Source organism: Daejeonella sp. (assembly GCF_044348475.1).
Taxonomy (GTDB): Bacteria; Bacteroidota; Bacteroidia; order Sphingobacteriales; family Sphingobacteriaceae; genus Daejeonella.
In genome coordinates, this window is the sequence record NZ_JBIKSU010000011.1 from 1 (window position 1) to 16786 (window position 16786).

The following is a 16786-nucleotide window of genomic DNA, read 5'->3' on the forward strand; positions in this document are numbered from 1 at the left end:
TTAAAAAAATAAATTTCAATCAAAATCAAATGTCATCCCGAAACCTGCCCTTCAGCAGGTGAGGGACCTTCGTAGTTCTTAGTACAATTTTCCTCTGTTTATAGGAAAAAAAAGACTCTCGCAAAGACGCAAAGACGCTTTGTATAACGGATGAAGAAATTTGGTTAAGTATATACAACAAAGTCCCTTCACTTTGTTCAGGATGACACGTGCAAAGTGATTTAAAAAATCAAATACGAGATAATTAATTTCCCTTATGCTTGGTGGTACCCACCAAGCATGTATCATTTCACTCCGCTCATAGCCGCGGGGGCTTTACCTTTTTCTGTAGCAAAAAAGGACCAAGCCGAGACGGTACGACAAGACCATGTGGGCCTTTAAAAAACAATAAACTACACCGAATAAATGCTACCGCTGCGCCTGCTGCTATGAAAGGTTCTGCGAGGGCTGGGGTTGTAATTGCCGCACCAGTCAATGCGGAAGAGAGGTGAACGGAGGTTCAGTGAATGGACGATTTGTTTGAGATTGATATAAAATTTCCTGTGCTTGAAGTTAGTGACCAACCACACTGACTAATTTCAATCCTGAATAAATATAACCTACTGTATATTTAAAATCTAAAATACTAAATATTGACTTTGGGGTATAACTGTTATTGTAATTTAGTAATCATCAATTCGTAACTCTATGAATTAATAAATTCATAATTTCCTTTTCAACACTCTTTATTTTGTATTTTCAAATATTCTTGAATATCGGTGCTAAGGCATTGATTTTAATCTAAAAATACGTTTATCACTGTAATAGTTACTAATAGAATCATTAAATGAAACGAAGAAACGCACTAAAAGGAATGGCAATGCTTCCATTCGCAGGGACTGTGCTCAGAAATCAATCTGCACAGGCAAATACTCAGAATGCTGGCAATAATGCCATTTTAGAAACATTGAAGCCAGGTTCAGCAGCATCTGCTTTTATGGCTGAAACAAATATCTTTCGGTCTATAGGTGTTGAGCCTGTGATTAATTGCATGGGCACGTTTACAATCATCGGAGGTTCTTTGGAGCGTCCAGCCGTTCGAGTTGCCATGGAAGCGGCCGCCCATAATTTTGTGCAGTATGATGAACTGGCCGATGGAATTGGTCAACGACTAGCTGATCTTACAGGAGCCGAATGGGGTATGGTATCGGCCGGATGTGCCGCCGGGCTTAAGCACATAACTGCCGCCTGCGTTACTGGTGGAAATCCTGAAAAATTGATACGCATTCCTGATCTAACTGGCTTTGATAAAAATGAAGTCATTATACCTGATTTTTCAAGAAATGCATATGATCATTCGATACGAAATATTGGGGTTAAAATTGTAAGTGTAAAAACACCCAAGGAGCTTGAGAAGGCTATTAATGCGCGCACCGCCATGATTTATATCCGATCTACCGATACGGATACGTTTACTGGACAGCCATTGTCGCTTGAAGTAATTTCCCAGATTGCTAAACCACACCAGGTGCCGGTATTGGTTGATGCTGCTGCTGAAAATCTCACACTGCCTCCGGTTCATCTCAAGAGAGGTGCTACAATTGTTGCATATAGTGGAGGAAAAGCAATTTGTGGGCCCCAATGTGCTGGTTTAATGCTGGGCGATAAATCTATTTTAATGTCTGCTTGGCAGGCAAGTTCTCCGCATCATGGACCAGGACGCGACAATAAAGTAGGCAGGGAAGAAATGATTGGGATGATGGCTGCAGTAGAAGATTGGGTAAAGCGAGATCATGATGCCGATTGGAAAAAATGGCTTGGCTGGCTAGATACTATTTCAAAAAGATTAAGTCCGATTTCGGGTATAAAATTAGAAGTTATAGAACGAACCTTATTGGATAACAAAACTCCGGTTTTAAAAGTTAGCTGGAATCCCCAAAAACTCCACATCAATGGATTTGAAGTGGCCGAAGAATTGGGTAGAAATAAGCCCAGAATTGCGGTATGGGCAGAAGATGATAGTGAAGGAGATAGTTTTTTCAACATAACTACCGGACAAATGCAGCCCGGCGAAGAAAAAATAGTTGCAGAAAGAGTTTTTGAAATTTTTTCAAGAAAGCGAAATGCTAAGCCTGAAACGATGGGGGCAGCCAGTGCGAACCTGAATGGTCGTTGGGATCTGAACATACAATTTTTTAGTAGTAACAGCCAGCATTCTTTAACTGTTGTCCAGGATGGCAATTGGTTGAGTGGAATTCATCAAACTGATTTTCAGTCTGGGAATATGACGGGTACAATTGAAGGCAATAGGGTCATTATGCAAAGTGCTATGCGGATTGTGGGCGATGATCTTTCCTATCAGTTTTCAGGGATTATAAATGGAGATATAATGTCAGGCGATATTCACCTTGGAGAGTATCGCACAGCTAAGTTCTCTGCTAAACGAAATGTACAGAAAGCGCCAAGAAGAAAAGTGAATATTCCTGCAGGTCCACCATTAGCAACCTGATCAGGCCATAAAATCAAAAAATTCATTAATAATACAAGGAACTATGAAATCAACTCGAAGATCAGTTATAACCGGCCTTTTTTCAACCATTGCCGGACTAGCAGGATATAGCTTAGTGGCTCAGTCACAGACCCCATTAAAAAATGATGCCCAGTTGTTGAGCACGGGAGCATCCCCTGATGTAACCCTGTATCCAGGATCAATCAGGTATGGAAATATGGTATTTGTATCCGGAACTGGTGCAGATGCGGAATCCGTTTTCGAAATCAAAGCCGATACTGACTTTGTACTCAGAAAGATGGAGAAGCGATTGTTGGCTGCAGGATCCTCTATGGAGAAGGTATTGAAAGTGACTGTTTTTTTAAGTGATATGGCTGATTTTGAAGGGATGAATGAAGTGTATAAAGGTCGTTTCGGAAAAAACCCTCCAGTTAGATCTACAGTTGCAGTTGCAAAAGGAGGGATCCCAGGTAAATCGATCATTGAGATTGAATGTATAGGATATGTGTAATAAATGATTCTTTAATCTATAAGTACTCCTGCTCTGACGTTTAATTATTTTGGTACGGGTATATAAATATGGCCGTAAAAACATAAAAAATATTTTTTAAATTACAGTCACGTTAATTTTTTCTTGAGCAGATTAATAGTCAGTCGTAGTTGTGAAAAAATGATAGCAAGAATTAATTCTTTGCAAATAAAAAGTAAAATTTTTATATTGGATTATAATTTAGATTGTTAAGGATTGAAAACTCAAGTTTTGCACGATGAGTTAGAATTATTAGGCCTCATTTCAAATGGGGATGAAACTGCTTTTCGCAAAATTTTTAACCATTACAGTGACAGATTATTTTCGTATACACTAAGAATTACGGATAATGAAGAGCTGGCTGAAGAGATTGTGATGGATGCCTTTATTAAAATTTGGTGTAATCGAAAGGATCTTTGTTTAGTTCGCCAATTCGACTCCTATTTATATACAATTGTTCGAAATCGTGCATTTAATGCAATAAAGCGAAGATCCCATGAATCTTCGATTATAAACCACTTAAGTCTTATCAAAACAGAGTATGAGTATTCTACCGAAGATACTGTGGTTTATAATGAATATCAGCATATTATAAGTAATGCGGTAAATCAGCTACCTCCCCAACAACGATTAGTTTATAGCCTTAGCCGCGATGAAGGTCTTAAATATAATGAAATAGCTGACCAGTTAAATTTATCAAAAAATACAGTTAAAGCTCATCTTAAAAAAGCTTTAAGTACACTTAGAATTGTGGTTTCCAATTATTTGGTATTGGCTATCGGTTTTTTTTTATTTTGAGTTCATTCTCAATTCTTCATTATTTTTTTTTTCACTAACCCTTTTTTAGTTCTCATTTGTCTTGATTAATAAGGAAGGATAGTATAGAGCTTATCCCAAAAAAATATGTCAATTCATAGGTTTAAATATCTTTTTCAGCAATTTGTAAATAAGACAGGCACATCTGAAGAAATTGCTGAGTTTCTTACTATGATGAAAAGGGATGACTATAACAAAGAAGTTCAAGATCTGCTAGATGAATTCTGGAATGAGCCATCTTCTATTACCCTAATGGGTGAAGAGAATGCAGAAAGGATTTTTAAACAGATCATGGCAAATGCTTCTGTTGAAGAAAAAGTTAAAGAATCACGATTTAATAAAACATGGTATAAAGCTATTGCGGCAATTCTTATTATAGGTTTATCTGTCTTCCTCCATGAAATTAGTAGTCCAGTTCCAGAAATAAGAACAGTAAAAGTAACTAAGACAGAGCCTCAAAAGCCTGAAATACCGGGCCGTCGATTTATTAATTTACCTGATGGAAGTTCAGTAATTCTTAATGAAAATAGTAGAATTGAACTTAGTGAAAATTTTATTTCGAATGGTAAAAGAGAAGTTTATTTATATGGCGAAGCATACTTTGATATCAAACATGATGCAAGCCATCCTTTTATTGTTCATACCGGGAAAATAAAAACTACAGTTTTAGGTACCGCATTTAATATTAAAGCAAATGCTGGAAGTAATCTAATTACAGTAACAGTAACCCGCGGAAAGGTTAAAGTAGGGGATGATGTTAATACCTATAATGTTATCGTTCCTGATGAGCAGGTTGTGTTTGATCAATCTCACAGCAATCATGTAAAGAAGCCTATAAATGCTGAATCTGTTATTGAATGGATCAATGAGGACTTATATTTTGATGATGTAAGTATAAAAGATGTAGCTAATCAATTACAGGAAAGGTTTGATGTTAAACTTGTTTTTTTAAATGAACAGATCAAAACCTGTAAGTTCAGTGCTACTTTTTTAAAGACTCAAAGCTTAGAGCAAATCTTAAATATTATCGGAGAATTTAACCAAATAAAATACCAATTCAAGGGTGCTAGTACTGTGCTGCTTGATGGTGTTGGTTGTCAGTAAAATTAATTAATTGAATAGTTAGAAGAAACATAAATGTATACGACACTACCGCCATAAAATAAAAAGCCTCTGATCTCTTCACGGCAATGAAGATTTCAGAGGGCTTTTGCTATCGGTTTAAACCTATAGCAGTTTTTTAATTAAATGGATCCAGAGAAAGGATATTAATCAAATAAACCATGTAAAAATATGAAATATTTTACAATAAATAATTCTCCAGGCACTTCCCTTGCACTATTTTTCGCAGAGAATTCAAACCGGAAACAACTTATAAAACAAATTATGAGGATCGGCTTTTTATCGTTAGTAATAGTACTAACAACTATGCAGTTATTAGTAGCCCTGCCAGTTAAAAGTCAGAAGATTAGTTCAGTCGAAGTTAGACTGGAACTTCGTAATGAGACACTTTTAACAGCGTTTAAGAAAATTGAACAGCAAACCCCTTTTCGATTTGTATATAGAAAAGGTGAATTGGTGACCTTACCAACAAGAACTTTAAGTTCTTCAACCTATACGGTTGAGCAAGTGCTTAATATGCTTTTAGAAGATACTGATCTTTCTTACAAGCAGGTTGATAACAATGTACTTATTCAAACCAGTACTGTCAGGCCAGAAAGACTTGATAAATCTGAAGAAATTGTAACTACACTTGCAGATATAATAAAAGGTCAGGTTACTGATACCAGGGGTGAAACTCTTCCAGGTGTAAGTATTAAAATAAAAGGCACCACAGTAGGCGCCACTTCAGACCTTGATGGACGTTATACTATTAACGTTCCTAATAAAAACAGTGTACTTGTCTTTACTTACATTGGCTATGTTACTCAGGAGCAAACGGTGAATGATCGTACTACCCTGAATGTAAAAATGGAAGCAGCTAATACTGCTTTAACCGAAGTTGTAGTTACAGCATTTGGACTTTCTAGAGACAAAAAAGCATTAGCTTATTCTGTAACCGAAGTAAAAGGTGAGGAGTTCACAACATCTCGTGAGAATAACATTGCAAATGCGTTTTCAGGCAAAGTAGCTGGGGTTAACGTGACTGGTATGTCATCTGGCCCAGGTGGTTCTAGCCGTGTTATTATTAGGGGAAACGGTTCACTTAGTGGAAACAATCAACCATTGTATGTGGTGAATGGTATGCCAATAAGTAATATTGCTCGTTCTCAGGCACAAGGAGAGGGTGCAACTATATTAGATAGAGGAGATGGTATTTCTTCAATCAATCCGGATGATATTGAATCAATCAGTATTTTAAAGGGTGGACCAGCTGCAGCTCTTTATGGAAGTCAGGCGTCAAACGGTGTCATATTAATCACCACTAAAAAGGGAGCGGTTCAAAAAGGTGTAGGTGTTGAAATTGGAAGTAATTTTACGGTTGGAAGTCCTTCGATGTATCCTGATTTACAATATGAGTATGGACAAGGTTTAGATGGAATCAAACCAATAACTCAAGCACAATCAATCAGTTCTGGTCGATTATCATTTGGTGCCAAAATAGATGATGCAGTAGGTGGCTACGTACAATTTGACGGCAATGCAACTAGACCTTACAGTGCAGTTAATGTGAAACAAAACTGGCAAAATTTTTACAGGCCAAGTACCAATCTTACTAATAACGTGGCATTCTCAGGAGGAAACTCATCTGCACTTGTTTATCGTTTGGGTATATCTGATCTAAGAGCAAATGCTTTAGAGCCTGGGTCAAATTATAAAAGACAGTCGGCTAACTTAGATGTACGTTCTGAACTTGGTAAAAAAATCATCATTGAAACTACATTCCATTATAATTCGGATCAGGGTATTAACAGACCCGGTAATGGCTATGCAGATAATACCACCTCATGGGCTACTAATTTACTAGCCAATACGGTTGATATTAGAAATCTAGCTCCTGGCTATGATGCTAATTTTAATGAGGTACAGTGGCAACAGGTTCCCGAAGCTCAAAATCCATATTTCGTAATCAACCGAATGGGGAATACGGATAAAAAGAATCGTTTCATGGGACAGGCAAGTATTCAGTATAATGTTCTGAAAAACCTGTTTGTGAAATTTAACGGTATGAGAGATATGGATCGTTTTGAATCCATGGATTATATGCCTTGGGGTACTGCTAAAAGACCTAAAGGACTATTCAACTCAGGAACATCGTTCAATACAAAAACCACTGCTCAATTATTGGTTAATTACAATGCCTCATTCCTGAAGAATTTTCAGGTAACCACAATGGCAGGTGCTAACATTGATAGGAATGTGTTTAACTCTACTTATAATGGAGGAACGGAGTTCATTGTTCCTAACTTTATAAGTTATTCAAACTTATCACTTCAAACAGCAAATGTAGGTTTCAATTCATATGGTCAGAACTCTGTTTTTGGATCTGCAGATTTGAGCTATAAAGGCATATTTTACATCAATGCGACTGCAAGACAAGATTGGTTCTCTACACTAAACCCAGGTAAGAATTCAATTTTGTATCCTTCAATTGGAGCTAGTGTAATTCTGTCGGATGCTATTAAATTACCATCCTTGATCAGTTTTGCTAAACTTAGAGCTTCTTATGCTCAGGTGGGTGGTTCTACAGTGAGCCCTTACCAGATTAATCAAGCATACGGTTTTCAACAAGGCGGACATCTTGGCCAGCCGGTTCAAACTACTTCAACGGCATTGTCTAATCCTGACTTAAGACCATTAACATCAACAACCTATGAGGGTGGTGTGGATATGCAATTTCTTCAAAATCGCTTAGGTTTAGATTTTACATACTATAACCGTAAAACAACGGATGATATTTATAGTACAGCTATTGCTTCTTCATCTGGATACACCTCTGCTTTATTAAATGTGGGTGAATTGAGTAATAAAGGAATAGAGGTTTTATTAACCGGACAGCCAATTAAATCTACTAAGTTCAATTGGGATGTAAGTGCTAATTATGCGTATAATAAAAGTACGATTGAAAAACTTTCATCTGGCTTAACTTCAATTGCGGGTGCTCAAATTGGAAGACCGTTCAATACTCTTCGTGGCAGAACTTATTTAGAGAATGCCAGCGGACAACGCGTCTACAATAAACTAAGTGGATATGAGGTTCAGGGTCCGGAAGTTGAATATGGTTCGGGTGTTCCTCCACATACCATGGGATTAACCAATAATTTCAGGTATAAGAATTTTGCATTCAATTTCTTGATCGATGCAAAATTTGGAAATATTGTACAATCTGGGCTTAGCAGGTATCTATATCGTTTTGGTTTATCTAAAAATACACTTCCAGGAAGAGGACCAGCAGGCTTAACTGTTTCAGGTGTTGATCAGGCAGGTTTACCATTTACTAAAACATGGAAAGAAGCTGAAGTTGATACGTATTATAATAACCAGGCCTCTATTAGTCCTTTGACTACATCTGTATTTGATGGCGACTTTATTAAGTTAAGAAGCGTGGTTTTAAGTTATAATCTGCCGGTTAAGAAACTAAAGTTTGTTAATCTTCAATCAGCTAATTTATCATTGGTGTCTCGTAATTTGGCTATTATTCACAAGAAAATTACTGACTTTGACCCAGAATCTGCTTACACCATTGGTAATGATCAAGGTGGATCCTCTAACACAATTCCTAGGACCCGTGATATTGGCTTTAATTTAGTTGTGAAATTTTAATTCTCATTACCTAAAATTTTGAATATGAAACTTAATCGAATTAACAAAATAGTTGCTTTTCTTACAATGGTTATTGTTCTTACAGCTTGCACAGATGAGTTGGCAAAAATGAACAAAAATCCAAATGCGTATGAAGAAGTCAACCCTAAATTTCTGTTTACCAGAGCCCTTTTAACACAGGCCAATCTGAATCCAAATGGAAATCGTTTTAATAATATGCAAATGTTGCAACAAGAAGCTACTTATAGCGAGGTAACAGCACCAGGCGATAAATATTTTGCTGAAGGATATGTAAGAACCAATTGGGGTGCATATGCCGGATGCTTAAAAGATATTAATCTGGTTATTGATGCATCGAGTAAAGATCCTAATAATATCAATCTGAGATCTGTAGCTAGAATATGGCGTGTCTATATTTACCATCAATTAACTGATTTATATGGTGATATTCCATATACTGAAGCTAATAAGGGTATTAGCGGTTCTTACACTCCAAAATATGATATCCAATCTGATATCTATAAAAATATGGTTGTTGAACTGGATGAGTCTGCAAAAGCACTTGATGCATCTAAAACTACTTATGGCAGTTCAGATTTGATCTATAGCGGAAACACAACAAGTTGGAAACAATTTGCCTATTCTTTAATGTTGAGAATAGGAATGCGTTTATCTAAAATTGACATGGCAGAATCTACCCGGATTGTAAAACTTGCCATTGCTGGTGGCCCGATTACAACTGCAGGTGCCTTGGCAAAAATACCGTATGCTGATGGTGCCTTAACCAGAAACCCACTTTCTGATCAAGCACGGATTTTGGATTATGTAGATGGACAAAATCCATTGAATGTTCAGGGATCAAAGATGTCACAAAGATTGATTGACCATTTGAAAGGAAATTCAACTACAACTAAAGATCCTCGACTCAATGTAATGTCAATTCTTTGGGTTAAGCAGGCAGATAAAACCTATAAAGCAGATACCGCTACAGCCTTACAAAAGGGAATGAAAAATGCGCAGTTCAATGGTTACCCTGCTGATTTTGAAAGCTATTCTGAACCTAATGTTGACGTAGTTTATAGCTATTCAGCTCCATTTGTTGTAATGGGTCCGGCAGAAGTTAATTTCTTATTATCTGAAGCAGTAGTGCGTGGAATGCATACCGGAGATGCTGCAGCCTATTACTCTGATGGGGTTAAGGCAGCCATGGCACAATGGGCACTTTTTGGTGCAGGAGGAGTGATTTCATCCGATAAGGTAACTACTTATCTTGCCTATAATCCATTCAAAACCGCCGGAACTGTAAATGATAAAGTAGAACAGATCTCCACACAAAAGTGGGTCTTATTTTACCTCGATCAGATTGAAAATTTTGCAAATTGGAGGCGCACTGAATATCCTGTCTTGATTCCAACAAATTATCCTGGTAATATTACCGGTGGCCGTATTCCAAGAAGATATATTGTTCCAGAATCAGAAGAAACCCTGAATAAGACAAATTTCTTAGCGGCAAAAGCCAGACAAAGTGGAGATAATACCTTGCTAAGTCGGGTTTGGTGGGATAAACCATAAAAATTCATCGGTTAACCTTTATAATTTAATCCAGGTTATTTTTCAAAATACGTTAAAGTATCGAAAAAAATAATCTGGATTTTTTTTTTCAATTTTATTAAGTTTAGGAATAATTAAGCTGTTATGAAACGTAGAAATCTAATAAAATACCTTTCCGTATTGCCACTCACTGGCGCGGTAATTGGTTCCGAATCTTCTTTTAAACCATTAATGGCTGCAGAACCTGAATTCCCTGCTCCACAACTAGGCAATAATCAGCCAAAGCGAATTGCTGCAATATTAACCGAATACCGTCCTGGTTCACATGCAGATGTGATTATAGGTAAATATTTGGAAGGTTTTAATCAGGATCAGATGGCGCCTTACCCGGAGTCTAAAATCGTGTCTATGTTTACGGAACAGGTTCCAGAAAATGATATGAGCAGACCATTAGCCCAAAAATACAATGTTCCAATATTTCGAACAGTTGCAGATGCTTTAACTTTAGGGGGAGATCAGCTTGCTGTTGACGGGGTTATACTTATTGGGGAACATGGGGTATACCCATCAAATGATAAAGAACAGAAACTCTACCCAAGATTTGAAATGTTTCTTAAAATCACTGATGTGTTCCGTCAATATAAGAAATCAGTCCCTGTTTTTAATGATAAACATCTTTCCTGGAGCTGGCGCCAAGCCAAGCGTATGGTTGAGATTTCAAAAGAATTGAAATTTCCAATGCTAGCAGGTTCTACCATTCCGGTTTCCTGGAGAATTCCTGCGATAGATACTCCATATGGCGTTAAGCAAAAATATGCGGTTGGAATTTCATTTAGTGGATTGGATATCTATGGTTTTCACTTACTTGACGGACTACAAGCTGTAGTTGAGAGAAGAAAGGGCGGTGAAACCGGAGTTCGCGCAGTACAGTGTCTTGAAGGACAAGATTGCTGGAACTACATCGAACAGAATGAATGGGTAAAACGACTTTTTGATCAGGCAATTTCACACAGTGAAACACGTGTTGCAGGTGATATGAAAGAGATTGTTAAAAATCCGTCTGTATTTATTATCGATTATAATGACGGACTAAAGGCCGCTGCATTTTTATTAACAGGTCTGCTTCAGGATTTCACCTATGCTATTGATATCGAGGGTGAGCAAAAACCCTTTTCAACACTCATGAAATTACAGGGCGGAAAGCCCCATTATCATTTTGGATGTCTTGTAAAAAATATGGAGATCATGTATAAAACAGGAAAGGCTCCTTATCCGGTTGAGCGGACCATGCTGAGTAGTGGAATCTTGGATTTTGCACTTGAATCCCGTATCTTGGGTCATAAAATAGTAGAAACACCTGATTTGTCAAAGGTTCGGTACTTAAGTTCTCCAGAATCTTATTTTTTTAGCAAAGGATGGGATAAAAATGGAAAACGATTAGACTGAAAATAGTTAACATCAGTTTGTTTTCGTATAATTATTAAATCTATTAACAACTAGAATCAAGAACTAAAATGAGGAAGCTTTGCATTTTCTTTGTAAGTATACTGTTACCAATCGCGTTATTCGCACAAACAAAACCTTACAACATTATTATCAAAGGTGGTCATGTTATTGACCCCAAAAATAACATTAACCGTGTTATGGATGTTGCCATTACTGATGGAAAGATTTCAAAAGTTGCATCAAGTATTGATGCTTCTCAGGCAAGTCATTTAGTGAATGCTTCAGGGATGTACGTGACACCGGGTTTGATTGACATTCACGGACATGTTTTTGCAGGAACTGAACCGAATCATATGTATAGTAATGGATTTAACAGTGTGATGCCCGACGGTTTTTATCAGCGCGTGGGTGTAACTACTGTTGTAGATGCCGGTGGTTCTGGTTGGAGAGATTTTCCGACCTTCAAAAAGAATATTATAGATAATTCTCAGACCCGTGTTCTGGCGTTTTTGAATATTGTAGGTAACGGAATGCGTGGCGGTGTAATAGAGCAGAATACAACTGATATGGATCCTCAAATAGCAGCTAAAGCAGCTATTGCCTATAAGGATTACGTAGTTGGTATAAAAGTGGCTCATTTTACAAGCCCTGATTTTACAAATGTTGACCGTGGCGTTGCTGCAGGTAAATTAGCTAATATTCCGGTGATGGTTGATTTTGGTGGAACAAAACCAAGACTTTCCCTAAAGTCTTTATTCATGGATCATCTTCGTCCTGGTGATATCTTCACGCATACATTTGGCGAATTACTTGATACTAAAGAAGCTATTGTTGATACTGCAAAACAGGAATTAAAGCCTTTCGTTCTGGATGCACAAAAAAGAGGAATTGTCTTCGATGTAGGTTATGGAGGTTCAAGTTTCAGATACTCTCAGGCAATCCCTGCTGCTAAGTCCGGGTTTCATCCCAATACAATAAGTACTGACCTTCATATTAGTAGTATGAAAGGCTCTATGAAAGACATGCTTTTGGTGATGTCAAAATTCTTAAAAATTGGAATGAATCTGCAAGAAGTAATTAATGCAAGTACCTGGGCTCCGGCAAAGGCAATCAATCGTCCGCAGCTTGGTAACCTTTCAGAAGGTGCCATCGCTGATGTTGCAATTCTAGGAATGAGAAAGGGTAATTTCGGTTTCTATGATCTGCAAGGTTATAAAATGGAAAGTAATGAAAAACTAGAATGTGAAATGACCATTTTCGGAGGCAAGATCGTTTATGATCTCAATGGAATAGTAAGTCCGCTTCATAACTGTACTGAATGTAAATAATTTCTGATCTACGTATACTACTCAACTAGTAAATAAATACATGAAGCGCCGAGAAATCCTGAAAACTTTAACCATGTTGCCACTCGCAGGTGCGATGGGTAATTCCGGTTCTATAGTTCAATCAGTGCAGGCTAAACCGCTTTCAAAGCGGGATGTATTTAGTGAGTTTGGTCTGCGTACATTTATAAACGCTTCTGGATATTTCACTTCGTTGAGCGGATCATTGATGCATGAGGAGGCTTTAGAAGCCATTCGCGATGCATCAAAACATTTCTGCAGGCTTGAAGATGTACAAGATAAGGTTGGCGCTAGAATTGCTAGTCTATTGCATGCTGAATCGGCCATGGTCACTGCCGGCGCTTTCTCTGCCTTGATGTTAGGAATGGCTGGTGTTTTAAGCGGTAATGACGCTAAAAAGGCTTCACAAATCCCTTTTCTTGAAGGTACTGGAATGAAGTCGGAAGTGATCCTCCAAAAAGCACATAATGATGGTTATGCTCATGCATTGAAAAACTGTGGCGTAAAACTGATCACGGTAACCACCGTTGAAGAATTGGAAAATGCCATCAATGAAAATACTGCAATGATGTATTTCATAAACTATCAGGCTACTTTGGGTGAAATTCAACATGTCGAGTGGCTAGAAATAGCTAAGAAGCGCAAAATCCCTACTATGATCGATATGGCCGCAGATCTTCCTCCAAAAGAAAACCTGTGGAAATTTCATGATCTGGGTTTTGATTTGGTTTGTGTTTCAGGTGGTAAATTTATGCGTGGACCACAAAGTACAGGAATTCTTAGTGGCAGAAAAGATTTGATCGCCGCCGCCAGACTGAATGCTCCTCCAAGAGGAAATAACATTGGTCGCGGAATGAAGGTGAATAAGGAAGAAATTTTTGGTTTGTATTTTGCATTAGAACGCTTTATTAATACCGATCAGGATCAGGAATGGAAAATGTTGGAAGACAGAATTACTCTAATTGCCAACGCTGCCTCGTCAGTTAAGGGTGTGAAAGCTGAAGTAATACCCTTGCTACTGATCAATCGTATTCCAACTTTAAATATTTCTTGGGATAAATCGCTCTTTAAACTGGATAACCTTGCTAACAATTTAAGAGAAGGTAATCCATCTATTGAAGTAATGGGTGGCCCGGGTGGAAGCATTAATGTAACCACACATATGCTCAAAGCTGATGAAGTTAAAATTGTTGCAAAAAGAATAAAGGATGAGTTATCCAAGGCCTTAATATAAGATCTTAGTCAATAGGATAATTTCTGTTAATGAATAGCTGTAAATAAATTAGTAGATATATAAAGAAATGAAACGTAGAGAAATCCTCAAAAGCCTCACTATTCTGCCTTTGGCAGGTAGTATGACTGCAGCAGCAGCCCCATTAAAGAATGTTTTTTCAGCAGTAGCTCCTGCTGCTAAACGAGATCTGTTTGCTGAGCTTGGTATTCGTACATTTATCAATGCAGCCGGTAATTATACGGTTATGTCGGGCTCCCTAATGCCAACAGATGTAATGGATGCAATCAATACTGCTTCAAAAAAATTCGCCTTGATTGATGATGTACAAGAAAAAGTAGGCGCAAAAATTGCTGAAATATGCCATGCAGAAGCCGCAATGGTTACTGCAGGTTGCTGGTCGGCATTGATGTTAGGCATGGCTGGAGTACTTACCGGTATGGATAATAAAAGGGTAAGTCAGGTACCAAATTTGGCAGGTACCGGTATGAAAACTGAAGTAATTCTTCAAAAAAGTCATTCTGCAGGATATGATCATGCACTTACTCAGGCTGGTGTTAAACTTATAAAAGTTGAAACAAGAGCAGAAGTTGAAGCGGCTATCAATGAAAATACGGCTATGCTGTGGTTCTTGAACAGAGAAGTACATAAAGGCCAGATAAAACATGAAGAATGGCTTGAAATTGGTAAAAAGCATAACCTTCCAACAATGATTGACATTGCTGCCGATGTTCCACCTGTTGAGAATCTTTGGAAATTCAATGATATGGGATTTGATTTGGTTGTAATCTCTGGTGGTAAAGCCATGCGTGGTCCGCAAAGTTCCGGAATTTTGATGGGTAAGAAAAAATATGTTGCCGCAGCTTTATTAAGTAATAATCCAAGAGGTGGTATTGGCCGTGGGCAAAAGGTGAATAAGGAAGAAATTTTAGGAATGTATGCTGCATTGCATCGTTTCGTTAATCTGGATCATCAAAAAGAATGGCAAATGTGGGAGGCTAAGATTGCCCTTATTGCAAATGCTATTACATCTATTGATGGGGTTAAAACAGAAACTTTTATTCCGCCAACTGATAATAACATGCCAACCTTAAAAGTAACATGGGATTCAAGTAAGATAAAGCTCACCAATATAGAAATGGGTGAACGTTTGCGTCAGGGTAATCCTTCTGTTGAAGTTATTTCATGGGAAGCACCAAACACGATTCGTTGCGGAATGCATGTTCTAGAAGCAGGAGAAGAAAAAATTGTTGCTGCCCGTTTAAAAGAAGAGTTATTAAAAGCCTCAGTTAAATCATAAAATCTAAAAATCATAAAATGAAAAATCGTTATTTCTTGGTATTCGCCTTTTTTATTGCCGTTCAGTTTTCAGTGAACGCGCAGACTTATACAACCATCTTAAAAGGTGGGCACTTAATTGATCCTAAAAACAATATTGACCGTGTTATGGATGTTGCTATTCAGGATGGCAAAATTGCGGCTATTGCACAGAATATTGATCCAAAGCTTGGTAAACAAGTTATTGATGTGAGTGGCAAATATGTGACTCCGGGCTTAATAGATATTCATGGTCACGTTTTTGCAGGTACTGACCCTGATGGTCAGCTTGAAAATGGATTTGCCTCGCTTCCTGCAGATGGGTTTACTTTCCGTGTAGGGGTAACTACTATCGTAGATGCTGGCGATTCGGGAGCAGAAACTTTTGAATTGTTTAAGAAAAATGTGATTGATAAAGTACAAACTCGTGTTTTGGCATTTTTGAATATCTCTAAAGGAGGCATGTATGGTAGTGAATTTTCAAATGAGCAGCAAAATAACAGCTTCTTTGATTCTGAGCTTGCTGCGAATGTAGCTAAACATTACAGTGATCACATTGTAGGCATCAAAGTTGCTCATTATCATAAATCTGATTGGGTAGCTGTTGATAGAGCGGTACAAGCTGGTAAACTAGCTGGAAAGCCAATTATGGTAGATTTTGGAGGTACAATTCCACGCTTATCTCTTGAAGAGTTGTTCCTAAAGAAAATGCGTCCTGGTGATATTTTTACGCATACTTACGGAGAAATACCTAAAACCAAAGAAACTATTGTGGATATGGAAACCAAGAAATTGTATCCATTTGTTCTTGAAGCAAGAAAAAGGGGAATTATTTTTGATGTAGGCCATGGAGGTGGAAGTTTTACATTTTCTCAAGCTATACCAGCTACCAAACAAGGATTCTATCCTGAAACCATCAGTACAGATTTACATACCGGAAGTATGAACTCAGCCATGAAAGATCAATTGAACGTAATGTCTAAATTTATGTCGATGGATATGACTTTGGCAAATGTTGTGAAAGCTAGTACTTGGTCTGCAGCAAAAGCTATCCGTCATGAAGAGCTTGGCCATCTTTCTGTTGGCGCGATAGCTGATGTTACGGTACTTAATCTTCGTGAAGGAAAATTTGGTTTTTATGATGTAGCCAGGTATAAGAATGAAGGCAAAAACCTCCTTGAATGTGAAATGACCATTAAAGATGGAAAAGTTGTTTATGATCTCAATGCAAGATCATTTCCAACAGCAAAATAGTCTTAAGCATAAAATTTCTAATTTAATTATAACTACTTATTTTT

At 37.6% G+C, this 16786-nt stretch carries 11 protein-coding genes; all 11 read left to right on the top strand.

Translation table 11 applies throughout. The annotated features are described in order from the left end of the window. Nucleotides 1–826: 826 nt before the first annotated feature. The 11 genes from ACIQZ6_RS04535 (at nucleotide 827) to ACIQZ6_RS04585 (ending at nucleotide 16742) form a co-directional block, all read left to right on the top strand. Nucleotides 827–2488 (top strand): aminotransferase class V-fold PLP-dependent enzyme, encoded by a 1662-nt coding sequence (locus ACIQZ6_RS04535; protein ID WP_395808633.1) that lies wholly within the window; start codon nucleotides 827–829, stop codon nucleotides 2486–2488. A gap of 43 nt (nucleotides 2489–2531) precedes the next feature. Beyond that, a complete protein-coding gene (locus ACIQZ6_RS04540; protein WP_395808635.1) occupies nucleotides 2532–2999 on the top strand; it encodes a RidA family protein in 468 nt (155 codons plus the stop codon). 234 nt (nucleotides 3000–3233) lie between these two features. Then, on the top strand, nucleotides 3234–3815 hold the full coding sequence (locus ACIQZ6_RS04545; RefSeq protein ID WP_395808636.1) for an RNA polymerase sigma factor: 582 nt from the start codon (nucleotides 3234–3236) through the stop codon (nucleotides 3813–3815). A gap of 105 nt (nucleotides 3816–3920) precedes the next feature. Beyond that, nucleotides 3921–4937, top strand: coding sequence for a FecR family protein (locus ACIQZ6_RS04550; protein WP_395808638.1), 1017 nt, complete (start codon nucleotides 3921–3923; stop codon nucleotides 4935–4937). Between the two features lie 324 nt (nucleotides 4938–5261). Next, on the top strand, nucleotides 5262–8597 hold the full coding sequence (locus ACIQZ6_RS04555) for a SusC/RagA family TonB-linked outer membrane protein (RefSeq protein ID WP_395808640.1): 3336 nt from the start codon (nucleotides 5262–5264) through the stop codon (nucleotides 8595–8597). A gap of 24 nt (nucleotides 8598–8621) precedes the next feature. Next, nucleotides 8622–10169, top strand: a complete 1548-nt coding sequence (locus tag ACIQZ6_RS04560; RefSeq protein WP_395808642.1) for a SusD/RagB family nutrient-binding outer membrane lipoprotein — start codon at nucleotides 8622–8624, stop codon at nucleotides 10167–10169. Between the two features lie 123 nt (nucleotides 10170–10292). Continuing rightward, complete coding sequence (locus ACIQZ6_RS04565) at nucleotides 10293–11594, top strand: hypothetical protein (protein ID WP_395808644.1); 1302 nt, start codon at nucleotides 10293–10295, stop codon at nucleotides 11592–11594. A gap of 68 nt (nucleotides 11595–11662) precedes the next feature. After that, entirely contained in the window at nucleotides 11663–12922 is a 1260-nt protein-coding gene (locus tag ACIQZ6_RS04570) for an amidohydrolase/deacetylase family metallohydrolase (RefSeq protein WP_395808646.1), read from the top strand. A 40-nt stretch (nucleotides 12923–12962) separates the two neighbouring features. Beyond that, entirely contained in the window at nucleotides 12963–14174 is a 1212-nt protein-coding gene (locus tag ACIQZ6_RS04575) for an aminotransferase class V-fold PLP-dependent enzyme (RefSeq protein ID WP_395808648.1), read from the top strand. 67 nt (nucleotides 14175–14241) lie between these two features. Further along, nucleotides 14242–15471: a selenocysteine synthase gene (locus tag ACIQZ6_RS04580; protein ID WP_395808650.1), complete on the top strand. Its 1230-nt coding sequence runs from the start codon at nucleotides 14242–14244 to the stop codon at nucleotides 15469–15471. A gap of 17 nt (nucleotides 15472–15488) precedes the next feature. Then, the gene (locus tag ACIQZ6_RS04585) at nucleotides 15489–16742 is read left to right on the top strand and encodes an amidohydrolase/deacetylase family metallohydrolase (RefSeq protein WP_395808652.1); all 1254 of its coding nucleotides are present in this window, start codon (nucleotides 15489–15491) and stop codon (nucleotides 16740–16742) included. Nucleotides 16743–16786 lie beyond the last annotated feature (44 nt).

Excerpts from the sequence above, each read along its gene's own strand:
- ACIQZ6_RS04575 (WP_395808648.1), top strand. The coding sequence starts at position 12,963 with ATGAAGCGCCGAGAAATCCTGAAAACTTTAACCATGTTGCCACTCGCA.
- ACIQZ6_RS04570 (WP_395808646.1), top strand. The coding sequence starts at position 11,663 with ATGAGGAAGCTTTGCATTTTCTTTGTAAGTATACTGTTACCAATCGCG.
- ACIQZ6_RS04540 (WP_395808635.1), top strand. The coding sequence starts at position 2,532 with ATGAAATCAACTCGAAGATCAGTTATAACCGGCCTTTTTTCAACCATT.
- ACIQZ6_RS04535 (WP_395808633.1), top strand. The coding sequence starts at position 827 with ATGAAACGAAGAAACGCACTAAAAGGAATGGCAATGCTTCCATTCGCA.
- ACIQZ6_RS04585 (WP_395808652.1), top strand. The coding sequence starts at position 15,489 with ATGAAAAATCGTTATTTCTTGGTATTCGCCTTTTTTATTGCCGTTCAG.
- ACIQZ6_RS04565 (WP_395808644.1), top strand. The coding sequence starts at position 10,293 with ATGAAACGTAGAAATCTAATAAAATACCTTTCCGTATTGCCACTCACT.
- ACIQZ6_RS04580 (WP_395808650.1), top strand. The coding sequence starts at position 14,242 with ATGAAACGTAGAGAAATCCTCAAAAGCCTCACTATTCTGCCTTTGGCA.
- ACIQZ6_RS04550 (WP_395808638.1), top strand. The coding sequence starts at position 3,921 with ATGTCAATTCATAGGTTTAAATATCTTTTTCAGCAATTTGTAAATAAG.
- ACIQZ6_RS04555 (WP_395808640.1), top strand. The coding sequence starts at position 5,262 with ATGCAGTTATTAGTAGCCCTGCCAGTTAAAAGTCAGAAGATTAGTTCA.
- ACIQZ6_RS04560 (WP_395808642.1), top strand. The coding sequence starts at position 8,622 with ATGAAACTTAATCGAATTAACAAAATAGTTGCTTTTCTTACAATGGTT.